The sequence below is a fragment of the Paenibacillus sp. BJ-4 genome (assembly GCF_020404765.1).
GTDB lineage: Bacteria > Bacillota > Bacilli > Paenibacillales > Paenibacillaceae > Paenibacillus.
In genome coordinates, this window is the sequence record NZ_JAIVEM010000043.1 from 1 (window position 1) to 26,402 (window position 26,402).

20 protein-coding genes and 2 pseudogenes are annotated in these 26,402 nt (G+C 43.3%); 11 read left to right on the top strand and 11 right to left on the bottom strand.

From position 1 onward, the window contains the following. Positions 1–368 precede the first annotated feature (368 nt). Positions 369–554 (top strand): SIS domain-containing protein, encoded by a 186-nt coding sequence (locus LCF57_RS08265; RefSeq protein WP_226000260.1) that lies wholly within the window; start codon positions 369–371, stop codon positions 552–554. Between the two features lie 170 nt (positions 555–724). Here the strand turns inward: LCF57_RS08265 and LCF57_RS08270 are convergent, their stop codons facing one another. Continuing rightward, the gene (locus LCF57_RS08270; RefSeq protein ID WP_226000261.1) at positions 725–2,155 is read right to left on the bottom strand and encodes a radical SAM/SPASM domain-containing protein; all 1,431 of its coding nucleotides are present in this window, start codon (positions 2,153–2,155) and stop codon (positions 725–727) included. 1,314 nt (positions 2,156–3,469) lie between these two features. Here LCF57_RS08270 and LCF57_RS08275 point away from each other — a divergent pair. The 4 genes and pseudogenes from LCF57_RS08275 (at position 3,470) to LCF57_RS08290 (ending at position 5,102) form a co-directional block, all read left to right on the top strand. After that, positions 3,470–3,787, top strand: coding sequence for a hypothetical protein (locus LCF57_RS08275; RefSeq protein ID WP_226000262.1), 318 nt, complete (start codon positions 3,470–3,472; stop codon positions 3,785–3,787). Then, entirely contained in the window at positions 3,724–4,245 is a 522-nt protein-coding gene (locus LCF57_RS08280) for a collagen-like protein (protein ID WP_226000263.1), read from the top strand. Before LCF57_RS08275 ends, LCF57_RS08280 begins: the two co-directional genes overlap by 64 nt. Positions 4,246–4,593: 348 nt before the next feature. Next, positions 4,594–4,752, top strand: a pseudogene (locus LCF57_RS28125) (pentapeptide repeat-containing protein); the annotation flags it as partial. 14 nt (positions 4,753–4,766) lie between these two features. Next, a complete protein-coding gene (locus LCF57_RS08290) occupies positions 4,767–5,102 on the top strand; it encodes a pentapeptide repeat-containing protein (protein ID WP_226000265.1) in 336 nt (111 codons plus the stop codon). Here LCF57_RS08290 and LCF57_RS08295 read toward each other — a convergent pair. The 7 genes and pseudogenes from LCF57_RS08295 to cls form a co-directional block, all read right to left on the bottom strand. Further along, a complete protein-coding gene (locus LCF57_RS08295) occupies positions 5,051–5,449 on the bottom strand; it encodes a hypothetical protein (RefSeq protein ID WP_226000266.1) in 399 nt (132 codons plus the stop codon). The genes LCF57_RS08290 and LCF57_RS08295 overlap by 52 nt on opposite strands. 226 nt (positions 5,450–5,675) lie before the next feature. Beyond that, positions 5,676–6,806: a GerAB/ArcD/ProY family transporter gene (locus LCF57_RS08300; RefSeq protein ID WP_226000267.1), complete on the bottom strand. Its 1,131-nt coding sequence runs from the start codon at positions 6,804–6,806 to the stop codon at positions 5,676–5,678. Between the two features lie 16 nt (positions 6,807–6,822). Continuing rightward, positions 6,823–7,074: a hypothetical protein gene (locus LCF57_RS08305; protein WP_226000268.1), complete on the bottom strand. Its 252-nt coding sequence runs from the start codon at positions 7,072–7,074 to the stop codon at positions 6,823–6,825. Between the two features lie 46 nt (positions 7,075–7,120). Then, on the bottom strand, positions 7,121–8,326 hold the full coding sequence (locus LCF57_RS08310) for a Ger(x)C family spore germination protein (RefSeq protein WP_226000269.1): 1,206 nt from the start codon (positions 8,324–8,326) through the stop codon (positions 7,121–7,123). 40 nt (positions 8,327–8,366) lie between these two features. After that, on the bottom strand, positions 8,367–9,827 hold the full coding sequence (locus LCF57_RS08315) for a spore germination protein (protein ID WP_413232189.1): 1,461 nt from the start codon (positions 9,825–9,827) through the stop codon (positions 8,367–8,369). Further along, positions 9,722–10,645: pseudogene (locus LCF57_RS28130) on the bottom strand (class I SAM-dependent methyltransferase); the annotation flags it as partial. The pseudogene LCF57_RS28130 and the gene LCF57_RS08315, both read right to left, overlap by 106 nt. Before the next feature lie 716 nt (positions 10,646–11,361). Beyond that, complete coding sequence (gene cls, locus LCF57_RS08325) at positions 11,362–12,777, bottom strand: cardiolipin synthase (protein WP_226000271.1); 1,416 nt, start codon at positions 12,775–12,777, stop codon at positions 11,362–11,364. A 114-nt stretch (positions 12,778–12,891) separates the two neighbouring features. On the opposite strand from cls, the gene LCF57_RS08330 reads away from it, so the two are divergent. Together LCF57_RS08330 and LCF57_RS08335 are read left to right on the top strand one after the other, a co-directional pair. Beyond that, complete coding sequence (locus LCF57_RS08330) at positions 12,892–16,335, top strand: BadF/BadG/BcrA/BcrD ATPase family protein (RefSeq protein ID WP_226000272.1); 3,444 nt, start codon at positions 12,892–12,894, stop codon at positions 16,333–16,335. A 40-nt stretch (positions 16,336–16,375) separates the two neighbouring features. After that, the gene (locus LCF57_RS08335; protein WP_226000273.1) at positions 16,376–17,977 is read left to right on the top strand and encodes a 2-hydroxyglutaryl-CoA dehydratase; all 1,602 of its coding nucleotides are present in this window, start codon (positions 16,376–16,378) and stop codon (positions 17,975–17,977) included. 1,148 nt (positions 17,978–19,125) lie between these two features. Here the strand turns inward: LCF57_RS08335 and LCF57_RS08340 are convergent. Continuing rightward, complete coding sequence (locus LCF57_RS08340; RefSeq protein WP_226000274.1) at positions 19,126–19,332, bottom strand: DUF1657 domain-containing protein; 207 nt, start codon at positions 19,330–19,332, stop codon at positions 19,126–19,128. A 148-nt stretch (positions 19,333–19,480) separates the two neighbouring features. On the opposite strand from LCF57_RS08340, the gene LCF57_RS08345 reads away from it, so the two are divergent. Further along, a complete protein-coding gene (locus LCF57_RS08345; RefSeq protein WP_226000275.1) occupies positions 19,481–19,954 on the top strand; it encodes a PTS sugar transporter subunit IIA in 474 nt (157 codons plus the stop codon). A 1,524-nt stretch (positions 19,955–21,478) separates the two neighbouring features. Here LCF57_RS08345 and LCF57_RS08350 read toward each other — a convergent pair. Further along, positions 21,479–21,883 carry a PfkB family carbohydrate kinase gene (locus LCF57_RS08350; RefSeq protein WP_226000276.1) on the bottom strand — a complete coding sequence of 135 codons (405 nt, stop codon included), beginning with the start codon at positions 21,881–21,883 and terminating at the stop codon, positions 21,479–21,481. Positions 21,884–22,200: 317 nt separating this feature from the next. Next, complete coding sequence (locus tag LCF57_RS08355; protein WP_226000277.1) at positions 22,201–23,631, bottom strand: IS4 family transposase; 1,431 nt, start codon at positions 23,629–23,631, stop codon at positions 22,201–22,203. A gap of 441 nt (positions 23,632–24,072) precedes the next feature. Between LCF57_RS08355 and LCF57_RS08360 the strand changes: the two genes are divergently transcribed. The 3 genes from LCF57_RS08360 (at position 24,073) to LCF57_RS08370 (ending at position 26,383) form a co-directional block, all read left to right on the top strand. After that, complete coding sequence (locus LCF57_RS08360) at positions 24,073–24,669, top strand: TetR/AcrR family transcriptional regulator (protein ID WP_002146979.1); 597 nt, start codon at positions 24,073–24,075, stop codon at positions 24,667–24,669. Between the two features lie 62 nt (positions 24,670–24,731). Beyond that, entirely contained in the window at positions 24,732–25,874 is a 1,143-nt protein-coding gene (locus LCF57_RS08365; RefSeq protein ID WP_226000278.1) for an MFS transporter, read from the top strand. A 284-nt stretch (positions 25,875–26,158) separates the two neighbouring features. Next, positions 26,159–26,383 carry a hypothetical protein gene (locus tag LCF57_RS08370; protein ID WP_028402268.1) on the top strand — a complete coding sequence of 75 codons (225 nt, stop codon included), beginning with the start codon at positions 26,159–26,161 and terminating at the stop codon, positions 26,381–26,383. Positions 26,384–26,402: the final 19 nt, after the last annotated feature.

A 26,402-nucleotide genomic window follows, 5' to 3' on the forward strand; every position in this document is an offset into this window, starting at 1 on the left:
TCTCGATGAGATCGCAGCATACGAACACCGTCCGTTCTATACAATAGTTACCTATATTATACAACATTAACGCGGTGTCGTCTTAAACAAAATCAACATAAAAAAGCTGTCGAGACTTTCTCGACAGCCTGAGGGTAGCCATAAGGCTGCCCTTTTACATTTACAAGTTATGTTTGAATAAGCTAACTCATTTTTTATTACTCCGGGTTTTTATATATCAGGGTTCAATTAGGATATCAAGAATTTTATACGACTTAATAGACATGAACAGCACTACTTTTTACTGAAAAATGCACCTGCCCCAAAAGTGCATAAAATGATCGTTTTTTGCTAGTCGACAAAATATATTGATTTCAGGCGAGACAAACTTGGCGATTAACAGCTCTCTTATAACGGAAGAGGATTTGGTAATATTCACTTCGTTCAGCGGCGAAACCAAAATGATAAAAGGTGTCGTTCGAGCGTTAAAAATAAAAAACGTAATGATCGCAGCCATTACGAAATTCGGAAGTAATTTTTTGGTTGAGCATAACCGACTATGCATTCTTTTTTGAAGCAACACCGTTGCCAAGTTATCAAAAGCAAGTCGTTCATTCGTTGATTGGGCTAGAAGTGATACTGGATGTCATTGCGCGAAAATATCGTGAGTTTGTTCTCTTTGATGAATAACAGAATAGGACCCTTAATACATCAGAATGAGTGATGAATCAAGGGTCTTTAGATTCTAGGCCAATCGGCTGCCCACAGGGGCCCGGGGACAACGGGGATCTGGAGCGTAGTGCTGATCATATCCATAAGCTTTAAGAGCTTCCCTGACACATCTTCCGAGACCTTCATGACACCGCTGGAAATCGGAGCAATCATGGCAAGGTCCGTTGGAAACGGCAGCCTGCTGCGGGTAGGCCAGTTCCAGGGCTTTTGGCGAATTCCACACTTCCAGCAAAGTCTGTTTCGTTAAATCGCCAATAATGAAATGTTCGTGATTGTATAGCTCCTCGCAGATGGTTACCTTACCGTCTGGCAGCACAACAACACCGCGCCGGTTAGCCGTACAATAAGCTCTTTCCCAAAAGTTTTTCTTCCTTAACGATTCATCTCCAGCATAGGGATTATCATTGGCGCCGCTGAAATTTACTTTGTCTGGAAATTCCTTTTGGATCTTACTGAATTCTTCCTCGAAAATCTCTATATCCTCTGGGGAACAAAATAGGCTATCGTCGTGGCGATATAAGGAACGTCCGTAGCAAGTAAAGTTGCTCCTCAGTACATAATGCTTCTTCGTCAAATAGCACGCCAAGGATACGGCATCCTTGATGTTAATCGGAGTTAGCACCGTGTTGGTCCGAACCTTTATTCCCGCCTCACCTAAGTAATCGAGGGTTTGCAGTATTTTCTCCCCATAACCGTTAAGGCCCATAAGACGGTCAATGATGTCCGGGTTAAGAGCGTCAATACTAACCTGGATGGTGGATAGTCCGGTTGCCGCCAGCCGCTGGGCCATACCTCTGGATAAGGGATACTTAGTGGGTATATTGAGATACAGACCTGCAGACAGAGTGCTCTCAATGAAATCAAATGCATCCTCCCGGCAAAAAAAATCACCCCCCGAGAACTCGACGGTTTCTATACCGCAATCACGGGCCTCTTTCAACAGGCGACGGTACAGATTTAAATCCAATTCTTGTTTTCCTCTAAAACCCTCACGATTAGCATAGCAATACCTGCAATTGGTCACACAACGCATGGTCGGGAGTACCAGCAAGGTGTAGGGCATTTTGCACCGGGTATCATCCATATTAATCATTTCTTCAGGAACAATAAAAGTCTTGGGATCGTAAATCCGTACCTGATCCGGGTTATTGTCGGTAACTTCTATAATCAATGTTTCAATGGTCTGTTCATCATTTACCCGAATACCCAGCAGGGTATCCACTTGCCGAGACGCAGCTTCAATATCTAGATCGAAGATATAGGCCACCGCTTCACATACGGCAGTCAGGTCCCGTTTCCCGTCAAATAAGGAGAGGATTACAGCCTGCTGCGGGTAGAGAAATTTAAACACTTCCTTCGGGCTATCCCCCGGATTGGCGGTAAACAAGATTGACCTCCCCCCGTCAGGCCGCAGTTTCACCTCAGGGCTTAGAAGAAGTCCCATAATTATAACCCCCTATCATTTAATTGCTCCTCCGGTGGAGCATCCTGGATAACATGATGTGCAGCGCGTTGAACATCCCAACGTACATCTTGCGATATCCTCCTCATCCTCCGTTACAGCATAATTGATAAGTTCTCTTAAAAGCTCACGCTTCGAGAGACCTGTTTCGGAAAGAAGGGCCCTGATTTCCTTTAACATACTCATTAGTGTCACCTCATTCTCTATGATTTGAAGTCTATAACCTGTGAATCACCTTGCCGTAGGCCCATTATTGCAGCTTGAATTACAATTGATACACCCTGCTTCACACTGCCCGCATATGGCCCTATTGTCCATAGCAGCATCAATCAGCTCTTTTAGAAGCTGACGCTTGGAGAGACCGCATTGGCACAGAAGTTCCTTGAGTTCCTGTAATTCTCTCATCACTATCACCTCATAATTAGCTATATTGTACATTTTTTCACATGAGTTGGTTTTTCATACCTTTTTCTGAAAAATGGTTCTCTCTTAATTTAACGAGTGGTTGGATTACTTGGTAAATGAGGTAGCCCTTGAATGAACTCATCCTATTGTTGAAGTGACTTGCAGTAGGGCAGTTCATGAGGATCTGCTTTTTTTCATTGAAGTAACGGGCAGAATAGTTTAATCATTAAGGTTTTCTTGGTACCGAAAGAACGACTGGACAAGGATCTCCAAATTGACAAGTGGCTGGTCATCTCATTGCTTCCTTAGACGGATTACGTGCTGCGTTCATTTTTCAGCCCAGCTTTCAAATCGTGCACGAGGGGGAAGATCCTTAATTGTTTGATGGTGTCCTGCTTGCTTGTCTTCAGCTCTTCCCGGATGTTGGGAACAGTGAGGTACAAAAAAAGACCCAAATGTGATTTTGGTTGACGAGTGAAGGATGATTTAAATTATGTAATCATACTGAAAGAGTGTTGTGGTTTGTGGTATAACATCACCCTACTAAACACCCAATATTCTAAAAATGGTTTTTAGTCTAGCGAATAACCGGCTATTCGTCCATGCCTAAAATAAACAACTCACGTACACTGAACCATATTTATAGGGAGGTGTTGTTGTTGAGTTGTCCGGACAAAAAAAATCGTACAAAAAGAAAACTACAATTGTTTGCCATCCAAAAGAAAAAAAAGAAACTGTTGAGTTTTCTGGATAAAAAAAAATCGTGCAAAAAGAAAACCGCAATTGTTTGCCATCCAAAAGGAAAGAAAAAGAAACGACGTCTTCTAGTTATTAAAAAAATAGTGCGGGTACCGTGTCCCCCACCTAAAGGTCAGCAATTACTTCAAGGACTTGCGGGAGCAATTGCTGAAGCTGGACCTCAAGGACTTGCAGGAGCACTTGGACCCCAAGGATTGGCAGGGCTTGCAGGAGCAATTGGCGCACTTGGACCCGAAGGACTTGCAGGAGCACTTGGACCCCAAGGACTTGCAGGGATTGCAGGAGCAATTGGCGCACTTGGACCCCAAGGACTTGCAGGAGCACTTGGACCCCAGGGACTGGCAGGGATTGCAGGAGCAATTGGCGCAGCTGGATTGGCAGGACCAGTGGGACCAGCAGGACCAGCGGGACCAGCAGGACCAGCAGGACCAGCGGGACCAGCAGGACTAACAGGACTAACAGGACCAGCAGGGCCGGCAGGTGGAGTATTAGGCTTTGCAGATTTTTTTGCCTTGATGCCTCCTGATAATGCAGCAACTGTTGCTCCCAACACGGACGTAAGTTTTCCGCAAGATGGTCCAATCAGTGGGACTGCAATTACCCGTATAAATGCGAGCTCTTTTAACTTGGCTACAATTGGCACTTACCAGGTTTTGTTTCAGGTAGGTGTAAACGAACCGGGTCAACTCATTTTAACACTCAACGGCGCTGACCTGGCTTATACGGTGGTCGGGCGTGCAACAGGTACTTCTCAAATAGTAGGAATGGCTCTTGTGCAAACAACGGTCATTAATTCAGTACTCACAGTGCGAAATCCTGCTGGCAATGCCGCGGCACTCACGATCACTCCATTAGCTGGAGGAACAAGACCAGTTTCCGCGCACCTTGTTGTTACGCAGATTGCATAGAGGGAAAGAAATGCAGTATTTTTCGATAATAATGCCAATATCAAATAGAGGCCGCCCTCGATATTTCTGCGGTGCAATTATTTGGTACGGGGACATTATGCTCCTACGACATAAATGTATGGCGTTGTAGCGATCACTGCCCAAGGCGAACAGGACCGGAAATTGTGGAATGAGCAAGGAATCAGGCACATCCGTCCGGCCGCCATATGCACCACAAGAGATAGGGGGTGTTTCTCCAGACATCTGTGATGGGGGACGTCCCTTCTTTGATAAATGTATTAAAACTAACGGGAAACGTTAGCTCAATAAAACAGCGGTAGTCTAGTATTTATAAGGAGAGTTGAGGTTATGAATAAGAAATTGACCAACTATTTGAACGGCGTTTTCGCACCGTACGATGGGGTAAAAAGCGTCACCGAATTAAAGACCGACCTGCTTTCCGATTTGCAGGAGCGGTTCCATGAACTCAAAGCCGAGGGCAAGAACGATGAAACCGCTTTTGAGATGCCCTCTTTGACGGCGTGGAGTTCAAATATTCCGATCTGCGAGGGCTGTGTTTTGACGGGCAAACCTTTATCGGCGTCAAGTTTGACAAGGCGGCACTGAACGAAGTTTCGTTTAAGGATGGAGATCGCAGCATACCAACACCGTCCGTTCTATACAATAGTTACTTATATTATACAACATTAACGCGGTGTCGTCTTAAACAAACTCAACGTAAAATAGGCTGTCGAAACTTTCTCGACAGCCTGAAGGCGCTGATCCCCCATGGGTTCAGCGCCTTTTTTATCTGTCACGTCAAGGCTTACAGCCCAAACACACTTTTAGCAACGACCTGTGTCAATTCTGCCTTATGAGCTTGGTATTGCTCAAGCGTAATGCTGTTATTGGCCAGTCGTTGATCCAATTGCTCAGTTAACTGAGCTACCTGTAAGTCGATGACAGCCTGCGCGTCCCGTTTGTTCGTTAGAGCAATATCTGCTAAGGTTTGACCGTTATATAGTGCATCATACAATTGCTCATCCGAGGATATACCCAGTGTATCCAGCAGCTTATCATCCTGGGATGCCTCCTTATCTTGTACCTGTAGGGCTCTGTCTGGAGCCAATGCAGCAGCATTAGCCCGACTTCCCCATATAGAGGACTGCCCAATTGACAACGCTAGTAACAGTGTACAGATGACCATCATTCGTTTTCGATTCATAAGTATAAACTCCTTTATTGTTTCATTAAAATTCTGACAGGGTTCGAACAATATATGGATATCCCACGGGAGTCATGTTTATGCCTTTAGCCCATCCGGCTTATGTATTCACCAGACATAAATACATCATACACGTCCAATCTTAGCGCCAGCTTAATACTCGTTTAAAATAAACTAAAAGAGCACTTTGTAAACAGGTTTCGCCCAAAAAAGCACTGCAGACGAATCATAGATGTGATTTACCCTTTGGATTCTGTTCTTTTCTTGACCATAGTTTTCGTATCACATGAATACAGAGCAGTAGTAAAGGCAAAAAAAGCCCTACAGATAATATATAAGACACCCATACTGTCCCATCCCACTTTTGTTGGTAAGGGGCATTCGGATATATGATGACCGACATCACGACCAAGATCATCCCAAGAGGTAAAATTAGAGGCCGATAATCTTTCAGATTAAAAATTTGAGCTATCACCAACACAATTACGTACATATATATAGTGGTCCTAAAATAGAGTGAAATAAACCACATGACAGCCATGATGGCTTCGATGCGCTGCAGAAAATTGCCAATGCTGATTCTTTGGGCTAACGAATAGCTTGGAAATATACTTCTTGCCGTTAAATCAGGTCCTAAAACCAAAATTGTCAATGCAATAATCAGGACCATCATCAGCCCGCCAAACATGCTTCCGCTGAAAAAAGCTTTACGGGCTTTATCGGTGCGATTCACAGCCGGAATAATCATTAACAAAACGATATGGGGTAGAAACACAATACTAATAAAGGATAACGCAGCAGGCCAGATCGGTCCTATTCCGGCCTCCAATACGGGCTCAACATTTTCCAGTTTGACCTCAGGCGCAACTAAAATAACCAAAGAAATATAAAGAAGGATAAACAAGGGGAACAATAATTCAGCCGAACGGGCGAACGTTTCAATCCCAAGCCATGCTCCCATGACTACAATGATCGCAAAAAGAATATTTACGGGTTGAGCCGGCGTTTCCGGCATGATTTGGGTGGTTAGAAAATTTCCTACATCATACAATACTGCTGAAGGACCACCCAAGAAAAGAGTCACGACAAACAGAAGAGAAATGGTTTTGCCCAACCATTTTCCGAGAAGGGTTTCAATGATCTCAGCCAATGTCATCCGTGGATAAAGGATCACTATTGTGTTGTACATCCATACGAGGAATATACCGGCTCCCACGCCAACGAGCGCGGCAATCCACGCATCCTGTTTAGCCACGAAGGCCATGCCTGAGGGAATGACCAGGATTGCACTGCCGATCGTAAATAAAATCGTTAAGATCATAAATTGACGTCCGGAGATTTTAACTTGTTGAGACACCACTTTCACCTCGCCTTTATTTTATTAGACCGATATGGGTTAGAAAATCGGTGAAGGGTTTATACACGGCTGTAATCCAATTCAAAGGGGTGGGAGTAGTCCATTGCAATGACTTGGCGCTGCTGATCCCCACCCCAAGGAGGAGCAGGATGGAAAACACCCATAGTTCCTTTCTTAACCTCTTTCTCAACATGTAGGGGACTTCGAGAATCATGATCACAGCAGCGGACAGCATTATTCCCAGTATGAACGCCATATAGGTTTGCATCGTTAATCCCCTTCTTTCGCATGGTAAAATCATACCGATTGGCAGCCTACCTCTGAATTTCATTCAGGAATGAGCTTCCAGTTGTGCCCAAGCGTCGAATCCTGTAATCGACTTTGATGTTCACCGGCAGTTTTGCAAAGTGCTCATGATCCCAATTTTGTTTCAGTGACTTCCAGACCTTCGGGTTACCGCGGTGAATGGCTTCACCAAATCCGAAAATGTCAACTTTGTACGATTTTTGAGCCTTCCTGATTGCAGACTCCATAATTCCTGCTATCTTTTCTTCGCATTTCTTCTGAAGGTCATAAATCGTACTCGCCTTGGTCAGATCCAGATCGCTACACTCGACTTCCCCCACGTTGGCCTCAATCTGAAGGTTAATATTGATCCGGGGCTCACCCCTATAAACGTTCCCTTTCATGGAGGCATGGGTCCGGATGATCTCCATGGCAACTTTGCCACCTTTGGGGCAGGTTACAAAGCCAACAGTGCTTTGCACTTTGCCGAGGATGTAATTGTAACCTTTACTTTCAATTTCATTTAACCAGCCGATCAATCTGTCTTTTTTGAATACAGCAAGTCCAGAATACTGTAAACGAGTAGGAGGGGAGATCCTTTCAACATTCTTTTTTGTTTCTCCAGCTCCTTGTTCTCCAACGATCTGAAGTCCAGTCAAGATGGGCTGCTTTCCTTCACTTATGAGATCGGCCATTAATTGATCTAAGGTTACCGTTGTACTGGGGGCCCAGTTTTTTTCCGACGATTCCAGAGACGAGAATAGCTTGTCGGCCGGAATAGTTTCCAAGGGCGTCATGATTTTGAGCGTATCCTCCGCACTTGCGTGTTTCGTTACTACAAGGTAAAAATCGGAGCGAAATTCATGGTCCCTGGACAGGAAGTCCAGGGGCTTTGCTATTCCTTCCATGGCCATCGACTCGCCGATCACGCATATGCGAAGGTGGGAAAAATGAATTTTTCTAGGGCTTAGTGTTGTTAATCTTCGTACCGCTTCAAATACGGTATCGGCTTCTGATGTAAACAAGGTGGCGGAGGCCTGCCCGCCTGACCCTTTCTGTGTAGACGCTTCTTCAGGATCTACAACTTGGACAGAAACCCGGAATTGATCTCCCTTTTTATCGATTCCCAAACCAACGGCAATTGCAATCTCATTCAACTCTTTGCGGTTCCAACAACCAGTCAGAAGTATGACCAGTGTAAGAATTAGAAACAGAAAGGCAGCCTTTCGTTTCACGCTTGTCCACTCCTTTTCATCCGCACCTGTATCCTCCGGTTTATTCCCGTGATTTTCGGGGTGAAGCGTTGTTTCGGCGATTCACGTTCTTCTGATTAAGTAACCGGGGTCGAGAGATCATCATCCAGTGCGGAAGACGTATTAACGTATCCTTGGTGTCTGCCGGGATTAGGGGAGCAAACGGGCTCATATATGGAACGCCAAACGAACGAAGGCTGCACAGATGCAGGGCGAGGGCAATGCCTCCGATGATAATCCCGTACAGTCCGAATGAAGCAGCAAGCCCCATTAAGGGGAATCGCAGCATTCGAAATGCGATGGACATATTATAGGCAGGAAGGACGAAGCTGGAGATCGCGGTAATCGATACGACAATCACCATCACCGCCGATATGATGCCCGCCTCGACAGCAGCTTGCCCAATGACAAGCGTACCTACGATAGAGACGGCTGCCCCGATATACTTCGGCATGCGGACGCCGGCTTCCCGCAATATTTCAAAAGTCACTTCCATCATGAGCGCTTCGACAAAGGCGGGGAAGGGAACGGCTTCCCGCTGTGCCGCCAGACTGATCAGCAGTGAGGTTGGCAGCATTTCCTGATGAAACGTAGTGATGGCAATATACAAGGAAGGACTAAAAAGAGAAATAAAGACCCCAATGTAACGAAGAAGTCGAATAAAGCTGCTGATGTCCGCACGCTGATAATAATCCTCCGCCGCATGCAGGAAGGAAACAAACAGCGCAGGTACGATAAGCACATTGGGGGTCCCATCCACCAATATGGCAATCTTCCCTTCCAACAGTTCGGCGGCGATGACGTCTGGGCGTTCGGAGTTGTACACGGTCGGAAAAGGGGTAAATGTTTCGTCCTCGATTAACTCCTCGATATACCCGGTTTCGAGAATACTGTCTACATCAATGCGATTCAGCCGCTCATGCACTTCTTCGACCAATTTGTTGTTTACGATCCCCTTAACGTACATAACAGCGACATCGGTCTTGGTCACGCGACCGATTTGTTTCGTTTCCACCCACAGATTCGGATCTTTAATCTTGCGCCGGATCAAGGCCGTATTCGTGCCCAGTGTTTCCGAAAATCCTTCCCGCGGTCCACGGACGACATTTTCTGAGGCAGGTTCGGTGACCCCTCGCTCCTTCCATCCACGTGCACTGGCCACTATTCCCTGCGTCTCACCGTCAATCAAAATGATTGCATCCCCGGACAACAGCGCGTTATATAAGGTTTCAAAGTCGGTCATATCCCGGATGTCACCGATGGTCAGAGCGTAATCTTTCAAAATCTGCAAGACATTGGAGGAGATTTGAATTCTGCGGTTCACGTTCTCGGACAGGCTGTTATCGAGCATCATCGACTTCATGATGAAGTCGGAGATTATATTTTTATCCACCAAACCGTCAGTATAGAGGATCGCGATGATTTGGTCACCGTCCTTGCCAATACGAATTTCTCTGATGACGATGTCAGTGCTGTTACCCACTGTTTGTCTGATCCGTTGAAGGTTCTGTCCAAGACTTGCACTGATCGGTTCCCCTGAATGTGCAGGTTTACTCTCGTTGTGCTGGACCCGGGGTTCGTTAACTTTGTTAAGGGGGCTTCTTTTACGAAAACGCATGAACGTTCTCCCTCTCCTTGAAGATGCTTTTTAATCCTTCGTAAAAAGCGTTTTGCCTCTTGATTTTGGGTTGCCAATACAAATTGTTCAAAGGCTTGCTTGCACCGCTTTTCAAAGAAGCAACGTATTAACTCGAGACGCAACTGCACCGATATCAACTCCTTTTCAGGAGTAAGTGGTAGTTTGATGCGTAAAATGATCGAATGAGGTTCTTTTTTTGTGGCGAAAAAAAAGATTTCATTGTACAGAAAGCACTTTGTAAACCTCTTCAATACTTGGCACTCATACTGTGTAGATTGAAACAAATCCAAATAACCGTTTTCGTTTCGTATATATTCGCCATCATCATACCAATTCATGAATCGGTTATTCCAATTCTTTCGATTACATAGATATGGCTCCATAACAATGATTTTCCCGCCTGGTTTCAAGATCCTTTCGAATTCAAGCAGATATCCCTTGATTTGCTCGTCATCAATATGATGAAGAACGGCGATAATGAAAATATAGTCGATTGAATCATTTTCGGCTGGAATCCGATTTTCTGTAAAAATCATAAAATTATGATTTGGGTAAAGCCGCTTTGCAAGTTCAACTCTCTTACCATCCGGTTCAAGGCCCAGATAGAGCCCCGGTTTGAAGATACTGCAATTTGCACCAGTACCGGATCCGAAATCAAGAACGGTTTTGTTCTCCCAATGGAAATGGTTTTTTTATATGTTCATGGATATATTTTTGTGTGAACCACTTTGGACGAACAAACCAATGATACATGCGTGGAGTTAAAGGCATCGGATACTGTTCACTACCTTTCATCTATGTAATGAAAAGTAATATAACTCAGTGAGCTGGTAAACATTCAAGGAAAAAATTAACTTGAACCTCATTTCGTTTCCACCCTCTTACTATCTACTATTTAATTTATAAATGATCCATCAAATGCTTGGTATCCTCGACAATTAAAGGATAGGTTAGCGAGCGGTAGTGGATGTTCCGCGGTCGTCACGTATGGCCACCTGCTGCCATTGCGTATCCGGGCAAATATGTTTCCATGTATACAAGTTGACTCCAGCCCACACGAATGACATTGCTTATCGTGCTTGGAGCGAAAGGGGACAGATGGGGACTTTATGATAACGAAACTAAAAGGGGTAAGTCTGGCCAATGTGCTTGTGACCAGGCATAATGTTTACGTTGCGGCAGCCCTAAGATAACACCGGAATAGCCAGGAGGATCGGGTAGAAATCGCCGATCAGGCATCCATGCCTTTTGAATTTGGGCGCATTCAGGAATCGAGATAAACCCCTGTCGGTACGCGGCGATAACCTTCTGTTATCCATTTTTCTTCCACATTGAGCTCAACGCGGATCAGCAAAGAAGACACAACTATTTTTCGCCTCTAGAATAATGGAGAGAGCAATCGGGCAAAAACTTCTTTCATCTTTTGAATCCTGGAGCGCTTTTCAAATTCGGACAGTGAAAGTTCATGACTTACGCTAAGATCCTGGTAAAAATCTTGTACTAGTTGATCAACGACCTTCCGGTCAAAAAAGACTGCATTGAGTTCAAATTGCCCGCAAAAGCTGCGCATATCCATGTTTGCGCTTCCGGAACACGCCAATTGATCGGAAATAACCACTTTGGCATGGATGAACCCTTTTTGATAACAATAAAATCGGACTCCTGCTTGCAGCAAATCCTGAACATAAGATAAAGAAGCGTTGTAAACAATCTTTTTATCGGGAATCAACGGTAAAATGACCCGAACATCGATTCCTCTAATGACAGCTGTTTTTAGAGCTAATAAGATAGCGGGGTCAGGAACGAAATAAGGTGTCTCGATATATATCCGCTTCTTTGCAGAAACGATGAAGGAGAAAAGAAGCTCCAGGATCGTCTCATCTGGACCGCTTTTTACAATTTGCACAAATTCTTGCCCTTGACTTTCCTGAACGGGATAATAAACGAAATCAGTTATGCTTTGTTCTTTGACCAGATACCAATCTGTTAAAAATGTATATTGAATCCACAGCACTGCATCCCCTTTAATGCTAAAGTGCGTATCCCGCCAGTAACCGAATTTCGGATCCTTGCCCTCGTATTCGTCCCCTATATTCAAACCTCCGAAAAAGCCGATTTTCCCGTCAACAACAACAATTTTGCGGTGATTGCGGTAATTGAGCCGCTTATCGAAGAAGGTGGTGAACAGAGGAAAAAAACATCCTGTTTCCACACCGGCATCCCGAAGTCGTTTCAAATAGGCCTTTCCCAATCGGCGGCTGCCGATCCCGTCATATAACATCCGTACTTTAATCCCTTCCTGTGCTTTCCGGATCAACAACCGCTCGAATCGGGTACCGAGTTGGTCGTCGCGAATAATGTAGAACTCAATGTGGATATGGTGCTTGGCTGCGGCTATTGCTTCCAACATCGCTTCAAAAGCTTGTTTCCCTTCGGTATAGATCGTCGTTTCATTGCAAGCCGTAATAGGAATATCTGATATCTTTTGGAATGATGCGTGATCTCCCCTTTTTTTCCAGTTGTTTACCTCATCCATAGCTTTCGGTATCCACCGTTTGCTCCGGTTAATGAGGTCGGCTTTGATTTGTTCCCACTGTCTGTTTTTTTTCCGTTGCAACGTACGGTAGCAAGAATATTCCTTCGCTACAAAATAATATACGAGGAAGCCGAGCAGGGGAAAGAGGAACAAGATGATAAGCCATGCTATTGCTTTGTTCGATCGGTGATACTCCACAATGATGATGACTGCAATTTGAACGATAAACAATAAGAGCGCTAAAATGATCCAAAGCAACGTTACGTCTACCTCCTAGCCGAAGGGATTCAGGTACTTAAATGTTCTTTGTATAGAGTGCCAAATCTATACACAGGATACTACTAAGATTTTATGGATAAAGGAGCAAGGAGGATGGAAAGGAATACGCAACGATCAGACGCTATAATCATCGGGATTGACGTCGGTTCGACGACTGTCAAAGCAACTGTCGTAGATCCGGCAACCAAAGAAATATTGTGGTCGGATTATCAGCGTCACCACACCAAGCAGGCGGAAAATGTGCTGGAATTTCTGGTTATGATCGGTAACGAATTCCCCAGTGTCAAGCAGGAAAACATCCGCGTGTTCATGACCGGTTCCGGCAGCGGACCGATTGTAGAACATATCGGAGCAAAGTTCGTTCAGGAAGTTAATGCCGTTACGATGGCTGTTGAGTATCTTCATCCCGACGTGGGGAGCGTCATTGAAATCGGTGGACAAGATGCCAAAATCATTATTTTCAAGGTCAATGAGGAAACTGGCAACAAACAAGCGCTGACATCTATGAACGATAAGTGTGCATCCGGTACAGGCGCCACGATCGACAAGTGCATAATTAAAGTGGGAATGTCCATGGAAGATGTAGGCAAGCTGCACTTCGATGATTCAAAATTGCACCATGTAGCCGCCAAATGCGGCGTTTTTGCCGAAACGGATATTGTCAACCTGGTGAAGAGCGGTATCCCTTCCGCCGAAATCATGTGTTCCTTGGCGGACGCGATCGTCATGCAGAACCTTTCTGTACTGACTCGCGGAAACACGTTGCGGCATCGCGTATTGCTGCTTGGAGGACCTAATACATATTTGCCCTTTCTCCAGGAATGTTGGCGATTACGCATTCTTCAAACCTGGCGGGACAGGGGATACGAGTATCCCGAAGACATGCCTATCGACGAGTTGATTTTTGTTCCCGATAATTCCCAATACTACGCGGCCTTCGGAGCTGTCATGTACGGGATGCATGAACCGGCCAGTGTGGGAAATTATAAGGGCTTGCAAGCTTTGAAGCAATTTATAGCGCACGGCCGAAAAGCGAAACTGGGAGAAAACGCCGGCCCGCCGCTGGTGGCGAGCGAAACGGAGCTGGAGCAATTCCGCCGGACATACAGCATTCCCCACTTTACGCCTACGGCCTTTGCACCCGGGCAGAAGGTCAAGGCGGTGATCGGTCTGGACGGTGGCTCCACTTCGTCCAAAGCCGTTCTCGTCGACGAAAGCGGCGAGATTCTGCTTAAGGAATATCAACTATCCAAGGGTAATCCGCTCGAAGATACGAGGGAGCTGCTGAAACGGATTCGCGACAAGGTGAGAGATCAGGGGGCCGATTTGGAGATTATCGGTTTCGGCGCCACTGGATATGCGGCGGACGTGCTTGAAAAAACGTTAAAAGCCGACATCAATATTGTCGAGACCGTTGCACATATGATGAGTGCCGTTAACCAATTCGGTGATATCGACGTCATTTGCGATATTGGTGGTCAAGACATAAAAGTGCTCTTTTTGAAAAACGGTGCTTTCCGGGATTTCAGGCTGTCCAATCAATGCTCGGCCGGCAACGGTATGCTACTTCAGGCGATGGCAGATCAGTTTGGCATCCCGATTCAGGAGTATGCGGATACCGCCTTCGCGGCAGACCTTAGTCCCAAATATTCATATGGATGCGCCGTATTTCTCGATGCAGATCGGGTTAATTTTCAGAAGGAAGGGTATTCCAAAGAGGAATTGCTGGCCGGACTCGCGCTCGTACTGCCGAAAAACGTATGGCAGTATGTCGTACAAATACCGCGGATGGCAGAACTAGGCCGTAAATTCGTTCTGCAGGGAGGGACGCAATATAACTTGGCCGCTGTCAAAGCGCAGGTGGATTACATTAAACAGCGGGTTCCCGAAGCGGAAGTTTACGTTCATCCTCACCCAGGGGAAGCAGGCGCGATCGGGGCCGCAAGGGAAACGCTACGTGTGGTGAAACGGCGCGGATATTCCACGTTTTTGGGATTGGAATCGGCGATCATGCTGAGCTATGTGTCACGCAACGACGAATCCACTCGTTGTAACTTCTGTCCCAACAATTGCAGCCGGACCTTTATAGATTCCGAAACTCCGGACGGACAAACGGCCCGTTACATCTCCGGTTTCAGCTGCGAGAAGGGCACAGTTGAAGACCAGCAAGCCGTCATCAAACTGACCAAGGAACGGCAGATGCTGAAAAAGCATTACCCGAATCTGGTGGAATACGAAGCCCGCCGAATGTTCCAGCATTTTTACGAGCCTGAGTCGCTCCCCGAATCCGATTATCAGGTTCAAGAAGTACGGTTGCAGCGAAACTGGCTCGGACGCAGAAAAACAGCGTACCGGCGTGATTTTATGCGTTCTTCCGTTGAAGCGGCAGAACTGCGAAGCCGCATCTGTATCGGAATTCCGAAGGTTCTTAATATCTGGTCGACGGCGCCATTTTGGCGGACCTATTTCGAGACGCTGGGCATTGACCAGAAAAACATCGTGTTCAGCGATAATACGAGCGAGGAAATGTGGCAGCAAGGCGGCAAATATGGATTGATTGATCCTTGCTATCCGTCGAAGGTCGCCCAGGCGCATGTTCACAATTTGTTATTTAAACATCACGAGAAAAAAACGCTCGACTATATTTTCTTTCCGTGTATCACTCACATTCCGACCCATCTCCATAACGTGATGGATTCGGCCAGTTGTCCTATCGTTGCAGGCGCACCGAATGTCATCAAAGCCGCCTTTACGAAAGAAGTCAATTTCTTTGAGACGAAAGGGATTGTCTATCTTGATCCGGCGGTAACCTTCACGGAACCGAACCTGCTCAAGAAACAGCTGTTCGAAGCGTTAGCGGACTGTCTGTCCATTACAGAGGACGAGAGCGATTTTGCCGCCGATCAGGGCTGGAAGGCAATGGAGCTGTTTGATGCCGAGATGCAAGAGAAGGGCCGCTCGATTCTGGAGCAGGTGGAACAAGACAATCGTCTGGCCATTTTGTTGATCGGCCGCCCCTATCACTCCGATCCGGGCCTGAATCACAGCGTATTGGAGGAGTTTCAAGTACTGGGTTATCCCGTATTATCCATGCGCTCTATCCCCAAAGATGAAGCATGGCTTCAGCGGTTTTTCAAGGAAGACCTGCAGAGCGGGCGGGTGGAATATGCGCTTGAAGTGACCGATGTCTGGCCTGAAAATTTCAGTTCCAACAGTGTGCAGAAGGTGTGGGCAGCCAAATTCGCGGCACGGCATCCGAATGTAGCCATTCTGGACCTGTCCAGCTTCAAGTGCGGTCATGACGCTCCTACTTACGGGTTGATCGACTCGATCATCTCCACTGCCGGAACGCCCTATTCGGCCTTGCACGATATCGATGCGAACAAACCTAGCGGTTCGATTAAAATACGCATCAAGACGTATGCCCACAGCCTGGGGCTGCATGAAGAACGCTTGCAGGATTTAGCGAAGAAAAAGACGGAATTGCAGTATCTTATCGAGCAGAAACGTTCCGAGCTGTTGAAAAAAATGATCTAAGAATAACCCCACAAAGTGATAAGGAGGAGTGAAATGAATTATGGCAACAGAGAAAAAGAAGCTTGAGGACGAGCTCCGCCTGTTTCAGGAAGAACAGGAACAGGCACTTGGACTGGCAGGGAAGCATCAGTGGTTTGAACCGGTTCCCCGCCGGTTTTTGGCCAAAGACAAAGCGACCACAACGATTCTGTTCGGCGGGCTGACGATGGTACATGATTATTTGGTGGAGGGCGCTTTGGCAGGGCTGGGCTACCGTGTGAAGCATATGGACTGCCCCGATAGCGAGTCGCTGCGTTTCGGCAAAGAATTCGGCAACCGTGGACAATGCAATCCGACTTATTTCACCGTTGGAAATTTGATCAAATACTTGAATCATCTTCGTGACGTAGAAGGTAAATCGAAGGAAGAGATCATTGGCAATTACCTGTTCGTAACGAGTGGATCCTGTGGTCCCTGCCGTTTTGGCACCTATGTCACGGAGTACCGCAAAGCGCTGCGCGATGCGGGATTTGACAGTTTTCGCGTTCTCTTGTTTCAACAGACGGACGGTTTAAAACAGGCGACCGGCGGCCAATCGGCGCTTAAATTGGATACTTCGTTTTTTGTGAGCTTCCTGAAGGCCGTCCTGCTGGGGGACATTCTTAATGCGCTTGGATACCGCATTCGTCCCTATGAAGTGGTTGAAGGATCAACCGATGCCGCTTTGACTCGCTGCAAACAGTTTTTATATGACGCTTTAACTCAGAGAAAACGATTGATTCTGGCGCTCATCCGATGCCGCAAGGAACTGCAGGCCGTCCGGGTAGATCGGACGAAAGTAAGGCCGAAGGTAAGCATTATCGGGGAGTTTTGGGCGATGTCGACGGAGGGAGACGGCAACTATCAACTGCAGCGATTTTTGGAAAATGAAGGAGCCGAAGTTGAAATTCAATCGGTTACGGCCTGGATTCTCTTTCTCATTTGGGCTGGGCGTTATGATACCCGCAAGCGAATCAGCTTGCGGGAGGCGGATTCCGGACGCCAAGGATTAAAAGGAAAGAATCCCGCGTTAAGATTGCGCATGTTGGCCCTTGCCGACCAGGGGATTCGGGTCATTTTTCAAACCTATGCCAGATTGATCGGTCTTCGCGGCTATCATTTGCCTGACATGGAGGAAATCGCCCGCGTTGCCAATGACCATTACAATAACCAGCTGCGCGGCGGAGAAGGCCACATGGAAGTGGGCAAGTTGATTCTGAACGTGGTCAAACGAAAAGTCAACATGACGATCTCCGTCAAGCCTTTCGGATGCATGCCGTCTTCTGGCGTATCGGACGGTGTCCAATCGTTGATCACGGAAAGATACCCTGATGCTATCTTTCTCCCGATTGAAACGACCGGCGACGGGGCGATCAACGTATACAGCAGGGTACAAATGATGCTTTTTAAAGCCAAACAGGCGGCAAAGAAAGAGCTAGACGAAGCACTGACGAAAAAGGGTTTTACAGAGGAGACACTGCCGCGAAGATCCAAATATACCGATCCATTGCGCGCAAGCCGTCACGTTGTAGCTTGTACGGCCGCAAATACGGTTTACGACATGCCTTCGAGATTTTGGGGCCGATTTTCCTTTCGAAAAAGAGAGATAGAAAATGTAAATTAAAGTTGATCGATCTTCGTGAAATAGGGAAGGGGCATGGTCAGGCTATGTGTCTCTTCCCGTCAAATAGGCATTTCAATAAAGAAGGGTCCGATAGGCTCGAAAAATAAAAATGCCATTCGGTCAAGCCATTCTGGCTTGAAAGCCCCAACAGATGAAACAAAGAATAACGCAGGAGAGCAGATTATTTTCTTGTCTAAATATGGTATGACACCATATAAACCGAATAAGGTTAGCAAACAGCATGAGGGCTGCCGAAAGATGTAAAAGCGGTTTTGATGTCTTTTTTGGGATTTATTTTTAAAATTTATACATATTAGGTACAAATGTGGTTATTCTAATTGTTGGAAATTTGAAGAGGAGAAGTTAACATGAAACTTTTGATTCCGCCATACGAACCTCAAAGAGCGAAGCAACCGATAAAATGTCAGCATTGTATATGGGGGCGTTGGGATGGGATAAAACAATTTTGCTCTAAAATCAACTGCCTTAAAGAATAAAATAGGAATCAAGGGGGTGTCCTGGGTCATCTGTGATGACCTTTGAGATAGCCCCGATTCATAATTGAAGTTGGTGGAATGAATGGATTCAAAAGGAAAGTAAAAAACTAAAACAGTATTAGAGATTTCATTAATTGTTAAAGCGAGGAGAGTTTTAATGAGGAATAGAAAATGGACTAAAATGGCCTTATGAGTGTTTATGCTAATAAGTGTACCCATGAATGCGCAAGAACCACTAGAACTTTTAACAATAATACAGGAAAGAGTTGCTAAAAATATATTCCCTTAATAAATGGAGGAAGTTATCGCTGTAGTTTGAGGATAGAAAAATTACAAGAAAACTCTATGACGGATTGTCAAGCCAAGCACTCCTCATACAGCCAGCGGTAGATCGTTTTCGAAACAGACCGGCGTTTCGCCTTCAGCCCGTCTCTCTTCGGCGAACTGTTTCCGGTTGTACCTACTGGAATTCCGGTGATTCTCATAGGCTTTATGGGCGATACTGGAGTCCGGTTACTTCGTTTTGTTATTGCTAAGATGTGTAACCTATTTCTCTTCATATTTCAACGATTGTTTCACCCACTTCATGTTTTTTTAGGACAGAAGAACAGCCATGCTTCTATGAACATGGCTGTTTTTGTTTCCTCGTTCTTAGAAACCTTTGTATTGTGGTTCTTCATTCTCTAACTGCTGTACTCGGCCTTCGACTTGCTGCACAATTTGTTGTGTTTGCTCAGCCGCGTTTGTAAAAAGAGTTTTTGCCTCTTGATTTTGGGTGCTCAAAGCGAATTGCTCTAAACTAGCCTGAGCGCTTTTTAATGAAGCAACACACGTTTTAACATCGGAAGCTACGGTCATTTCCATTCACCTCCTTTAACGGATTAAGGCGTAAGGAACGAAAACACTGCTATTCCTACCCAGATTCCATAGTATCATCAAAAAATATGGTGCAGATTAATAAAAAGATATCTATGTTTTCCGATTTTTATAAAAGGGAGTAATTATTATGAGCGCAAAAACGATAAATGGACTCGTGTTTGATCAGGATTTAATTCAACTGCACGCACGTTACGATTCGAGGGAAGAGCTTATTAAAAGCTTTGGTAAAAAGATAGAAGAGGAAAATTATGCCAAAAAAGGATATACAGAATCATTGCTTCAACGTGAAATCGAATATCCGACCGGAATCAACATGGGGACAATTGGTATAGCAATTCCACATACAAATAAAGAATTCGTTAACGAAACTGCTATTGCCGTTGCAGTTTTAGATAATAGCATAGAGTTCGAGGATATGGGGGGATCTGATGTAACTGTCAACGCAGAAATCGTGATGGTACTTGTAGTAAAAAATCCTAAGATGCACATCTCATTTTTAAAGAACTTAACAAGTTTGTTTCAAGAAGAAAAATTCGTTAAACGTTTTCAAAACGCAACTAATCCTGCCGACATCGAGGAAATACTCTTGAAGTTGCTTTAATAGAGACACATAAAATAATGTTGTAAAATTAATTAAATTTGTTGATGGGATCGGATATGAAATTGCGACATATAACAATGATGGAAAACTGGATTTACAGCCAAATACAGATTATCATCTCAAAGTAGAAGCGCAAGGCAATATCACTAAGGTTTATTTGAACAATAAATTAGTTATCGGCACAAAAGATCAAACTTATAAAGAAAGATACTTTGGTCTCAATGTATGGGATACAACGGCTTTTTTTAATGATGTTAAAGTGAAACTAAAACATAAAGATGAATGATTAAGAAAAGTTAAATAATGATATTTGTATCTCTATGGATTTAGTTTGTGTCGCTGCACAGCGACACAAACTTTTTTTAATTATTTGGTCCATTTTCAGAGACAGAATATTTAATCCTGTTTGGTTCAATGTACATCGACACAAAGTTTCCAATCAATACTACCTTATAAAATCCAAGCTTGAGCAGGAAATTTGCAGAAACGGTTATGATTGAAGACGATACCTTCTATATATGGGGTGAAGAATACATTGTAAGCAAAATATCAAGTGGGAAAGGCATAAAGTCGGAAGAGCAATTTTTGTTTGTATTTAATCGAATTGAACAAACCAAACATAACTTAATGATGGGGGCATTATCAATGAATATGAATGATGAGAAATTACTGCAATATTATCTGGAACTCAAAGGTCCGGATGCGGGAGAATGGAACTCTTCTCCACAGTGCATTCACACACAGTTGGTGACAAGGGATTACGTAAAGAAGACATTCGATATGTTTGATGAAATCCAAGTATGTAATGTTGGNACCACAAGAAACCTTTGATATTGTAACCCTAATTGGGTCCGCTATTAATGAAACAGGGGACTTCAAGAAATGCTTGGATTCGTGTTTTAGTTTAATCAAGCATGGGGGATATTTGATGTTTATGGCAAGTTTAAAATATACACCCGTTGAAATGTTAGAGGAATACATAAGTAATACTAAATATCATATTGCGCAAAAAAATGTATACGAAGTGCTCCCTGAATATCCGTTTTTCATCAGCAAAATCAGAAAATAATCAGGCTAAGTGTAAATTGACTTACTGCAACCACTCTATTTGTATAGGCTTGGTTGCACAATCTTTGGTACTTCGCGAATAATTTTTTCTTTCATTTGCGATATAAAAGTTTTCATTTGTAAAGTGATTATATATATTCTTACCTTCATTCAGTCATTTTCATCGACCTATCAATTATAAGGACGCGATCCTCTCGCTTCATTTTATTAATCGAGAGTAACAGGGGTGCGCATCATAAATAATAAGTTTAAATTTTCACCAAGCTTTCCGTCATTCATTGGAAGGGCCCTGATCAGTAGCATCTTTCCAATGAATGACGGACCTCTACATAAAAAGGTGTCCAGCGACCTTAGGGATCGTCTGACACCTTTTGCTGTTTTTACGCTCCATTCCTTGATTCAACCTTGTGCTACGAAACGATTAACTTCTTCCAACGACGGCAAGGCTGCAATCGCTCAAACTTTAGTGCACACGATGGCGCCGACTTGATTGGCAAGTGTCACAAATTCCTGCTGCTGCTTTGCGTTGGAGGTAAATGCCTTAGGCTGACTCAGCTGGCTGATTTGATACAGCATTGCTCCGACGAAGGCATCGCCGGCACCAGTAGAGTCGATCGATTTGACAGCAATACTGCCGATTAACGAACGGGAGGCACCACTTGAGATGAGGGTTCCTTCTTTCCCCAAGGTAACTGCCACCGTCTTGGCTCCCAACCCATGCAAAAGATCCAATGAAGCATCGCGGTCAACCAACCCTGTAATGATGTTTAATTCCTCTTCTGGATAGTGTGATAAATTCCTCCTGCCTGTCTTTCCAAAGGTCTCCGCGGTAATTGGGATCAAAGGAGGTGAATTGTCCATTGGCCTTCGCTTCGTCCAATAAAAACAAATAGCGCCTACGGCTCGACCGGCGCGGAAGCAAAGAAGAAATTCGATTTAAAAGTCGATCTCCCTTAGTGCTTACACAAAACAAGCCGGATTTCCTTAGCGTACGGAATTCCCGGCTTGTTTAAATAATTTTTCGCTTAGCGTACGTTTTCCGCGTTTTGTTGGCGGTACCCCATACCCATCAAGCTAACCAAGTAAATTACTAGATATGAAACGATCCTTGTTTCATATCTAGTAATTTATAGAAAGGTAGGCATGCTAAAGAAGCCTATTAAAACGTGATTTTTTCGCTAGGCAACTTTTCTATGCTTCACCGTCGTTTTATACACAATCCCTAGAATATCAAAGACGGTCACCTTCTTATACCTATGACATTTACGACCGTTCTTTTTGAGCAGCTGATAAAGGCGATGCAGAATTTTTAAAAGTTCTTCTGTGCCAACGGCTATCGCTTGAAACAGTAATGGAAAGTAATCTTTAATCATATAAATCGCTTTGTATTCACTCAGCTCCTGCTTTTTCTTTTCAAGCAGAAACTGACGCATTTGAAACATCGTAGAAGAACAGAGGAGAATGCCGATGAGTTGTCCATATAAATGGCACTCTAGGCGTTCTCTTTTTATATTTTGACATTCATCAATTTCAAAGAGTGACTTCCACGTTTTAAACAAAATTTCAATCTGCCAACGAAGTGAATATAATGGATGCACGTAGTTCGTCGGTACTTCTTCTAGCGACGTGTTCGTGATATATACATTCATGCCCATTAAACGTTTACTTTTATCCTTCATGACAATGCCTTTCTTCTTTTCACGTATCGCTTGGTTTTCCAGACGTGTTTGCGTTTGATCATCGGTTAAACGATGGATAATAACACGTGCTGGAAGTTTCTGATTTTGGCCAATGTATGCCTTAGGGATTTCTATCGTTTCACCAGGGATTAGATCAGACATCATTTGTGTCATATCAAGCTGGATGTATTCTGTCTGCTTTTTTAACGTACCATTGTTGAAGTATTCTGGTTCAGGGTTCTTGGTATAAATGCGTGTATTCAGCTTCAACCGAGAGATATAGTAAGCCTCTTTATCATGAATGGTTTGTAAGTCTCCTAAATCGAAGTAACCAAGATCACGTAAACACAAATCGCCTGCTTCTACGGTTTCAAGGCAAATGGTACCATATGTTTTATCATTATTCTTTCCCGGTCCAAGCTGCACGTTAAGAAATTGACCACTAAGTAAATCATATTCCAATTGGATTTTCACGCCTGCCTTATTACTACTCCCACCTGAACCTTGATAGTCAGTAGCGAATTGATCAGGTAGTTGAAACACTGTTGCATCAAGAATACGCATACGATTGAAAGTAGAGATTATATGTGCAGAAAGTGAGTGATTTGAACAGAGTTTTTGTGTGAGAAGGGAAGTAAACACTTCTCGAAGAAATGCGACAGCTGCTGAATTAAAGCGTTGATTCAGTCCTTCTGGGCTCATGAGTGTAGCTGTATTTGTATAAAGCTGACTACATAATCGAGTAAGAGAATCGCTTGCTACGTGTTGACTAATCCAAATACATAAAGCGGCCAAATCTCGTGCGCCATATTTACTTTTACGTTTTACGAAACCCGTCTCCTGTGCGAGCTGTTGAAGGATACTTGGGGATAGATATCGCTGTAATTCTTCAGCGAATAAATGAAACTCATCTTGAATCGATAGAGTCATACAAAACGCCATCCTTTCTGTATTTTTCTACAAAAAGAATAGCGTTTTTTTGATTATATGGATACAAATTTACGTTAGATTGATAGCGATGTATGGTAACCCCAATTAGACCAACGATTTATCCTTGGCTGAGTTTCGCTCCCCGACTTTTCCTATGGAAACGTAGAAAAACAAATGATTAAACAATTTATATTTTGTCTTTTTGTGGCTTTGTAAAATAGATTGATCATTTATAACAAAGTTTGATAATTAATAATAAAGATTGATGAAATTGTTAATTCAAATAAGACTTGTATTTGAATAAGGGAGCTATTTTTAATTATTCGTAATCTAAAATAATCAAATTTTATTTTACAGTAACAATAAAACAAAATTATTGACCGCGCGGTACAAAAAAGAGTATTCTATTAATGTTATCTTTAAAATAAGAGGAGGATACGATTGAATAAACGCGGCAGACCCCGAGAGTTTGATTATTCCTCAATTGTAGATGTTGCAATGAAAACATTTTGGTTAAGAGGATATGAGGGGTGTTCTACACAAGATTTATGCAGTGATACAGGACTTGGAAAAGGAAGTTTATACAATACTTTCGGTAGTAAACATGAACTGTATAAACAAGTATTAGAACGCTACCATGAAATTGGGATTAGGGAACAAAAGAAATTGTTAGATACTCCAATTCCAGTTAAAGAACGATTAAGTAATTTTTTTGAATGGGCATTGAAAGAAGACTTTGAAAATATTGATCAAAAAGGATGTTTATTGATTAATGCCAGTGTAGAACGTGCTAAAAACGATTTAATGGTACAAGAAATTTTCTCGAAGCATGTTGAACTTCTTAAACAAGCTATTGAAACAGTGATGGAGGAAGGATTGCAAACAGGTGAAATTTCAAAGAAGCAATCAGCTGAGGAATTAGCTAGTCTGCTTTTAAGCAGTTATTACGGATTCCGTGTTCTTAATGTATCGATGCAAAATCGGATGTTAGCTGAACAAGTTATCAAAGGAACAATGGAGTCTATTTTTGGCGCTTAGTGCGCTCTTTTTGCGCACTATTTTTGTACCGATTATTACAATAATGAATTAGGAGTGTTTTTATGCCATCGATTATTTATTTATTAGCTTTAGCAATCTTTTGTATGACTACATCAGAATTTATGGTTGCAGGTATGATGAATGAACTTGCTCTTGCATTCCAGGTTTCTGTATCATCTATTGGGTATTTAATTTCAGCTTATGCAGGAGCAATGGTAATAGGAGGCCCCATTTTAACTGCAATCCTCTTACGAATGCGCAGCAAACAAGCATTATTGTTTTTAATGTTCGTATTTTTAATTGGTCAATCGCTCGGAGCTATTGCTTGGAACTATGATATTATGATGATTTCACGTATTATAACTGGTATTGCTTCAGCTTCAGCTTTTGGAGTTGCGATTTCCTTTTCTGCGACATTGGTTCACTCTGATTCAAGGGGAAAAGCTGCATCAATTGTACTTGCAGGTTTAATGTTCGCAACTGTATTAGGTTTACCTATAACAACCGTTATTTCGCAATATTTTGGCTGGCGTATTAGTTTTGGGGCTGTTTCTGTTTTTGTGCTAGTATCAGGGATTATGATTCAACGGTTGTTACCATCATCTTCAAATAAAGAGCAATTAAATTGGAAAGACGAACTTCTGCGATTTAAGAATATTCATCTTTGGGCAGCGTACGTAACAAGTATGTTCATTATTGGTGGTACGTTTGCAGCATTTAGTTATTTCACTCCTATCTTTACAAATGTCACAGGCTTTTCAAGTGCAAGTATTCCATATTTACTTGCTCTCTATGGTAGTGCGACGGTAATTGGGAATATAATAATTGGCAAGTTCGCTGATAAATTTACAATGAAAATACTTATGGGTGGATTAATTATATTAATCATAGCGTTGTCTTTATTTGCTTTAAGTGCAGAGAATAAATACATTGCAGTTATTTCTACGATTTTTATTGGTTTAACTGGTGTAGCATTGAATCCAGCTATGGTTGCGAGGGTGATGAAAACAGCTAGTAATGGAATAATGATAAATTCCGTTCATAGTTCTTTTATTACGCTAGGTATTGTTATTGGTTCGTCACTAGGTGGTCTTGGGATCAGTAAAGGATATGGTTTTGTATCTCCGCTATGGATTGGAGCTTGTTTAGCTATCCTTGGGGTAATTTCATTATTCCCATATTTACATAAAGGAAAGGCAGATTAATGGGTCACCATATATGCCCATCAACTTAAGAAATTCATTGTTCCCTTAAACGAAAAAAATGAGCTGAATTGTTATAAATAATTGTGGCAAGATAAAGTTTTCGTTTTGGGGACTTCAAAATATTAGTTTGATGGACATTGATGCTATCCCTAGGAGGAATGAGCTTTTTGTTTTACTACTGATAATGATACGTTATGTTAACCAAGCATGAATACGATATACATCCATTTTTTACAAAAATTGTTTATTCTCAATGGTAAAATACGTAGGGGAGGAGGGTTATTATGGAGAAACATCGTTTTAGAAATCTATTTTTCTGTTTTGTTATTCTCCTAATGTTAGTAGCTTGTCAAAAAGAATATAGCGGTAAGTTAGTACAGTGGGGTGATACTGCTAATAGTGTTGACACAACTAAACTAAAAAGAAATAACATTCCATATGAAATAAAAGACGGTAAATTGTATATTCCTAAAGATGCAGTAAGTGATGCTACATATTGCTGTACATAAGTAATGATGTAAGTCCCTT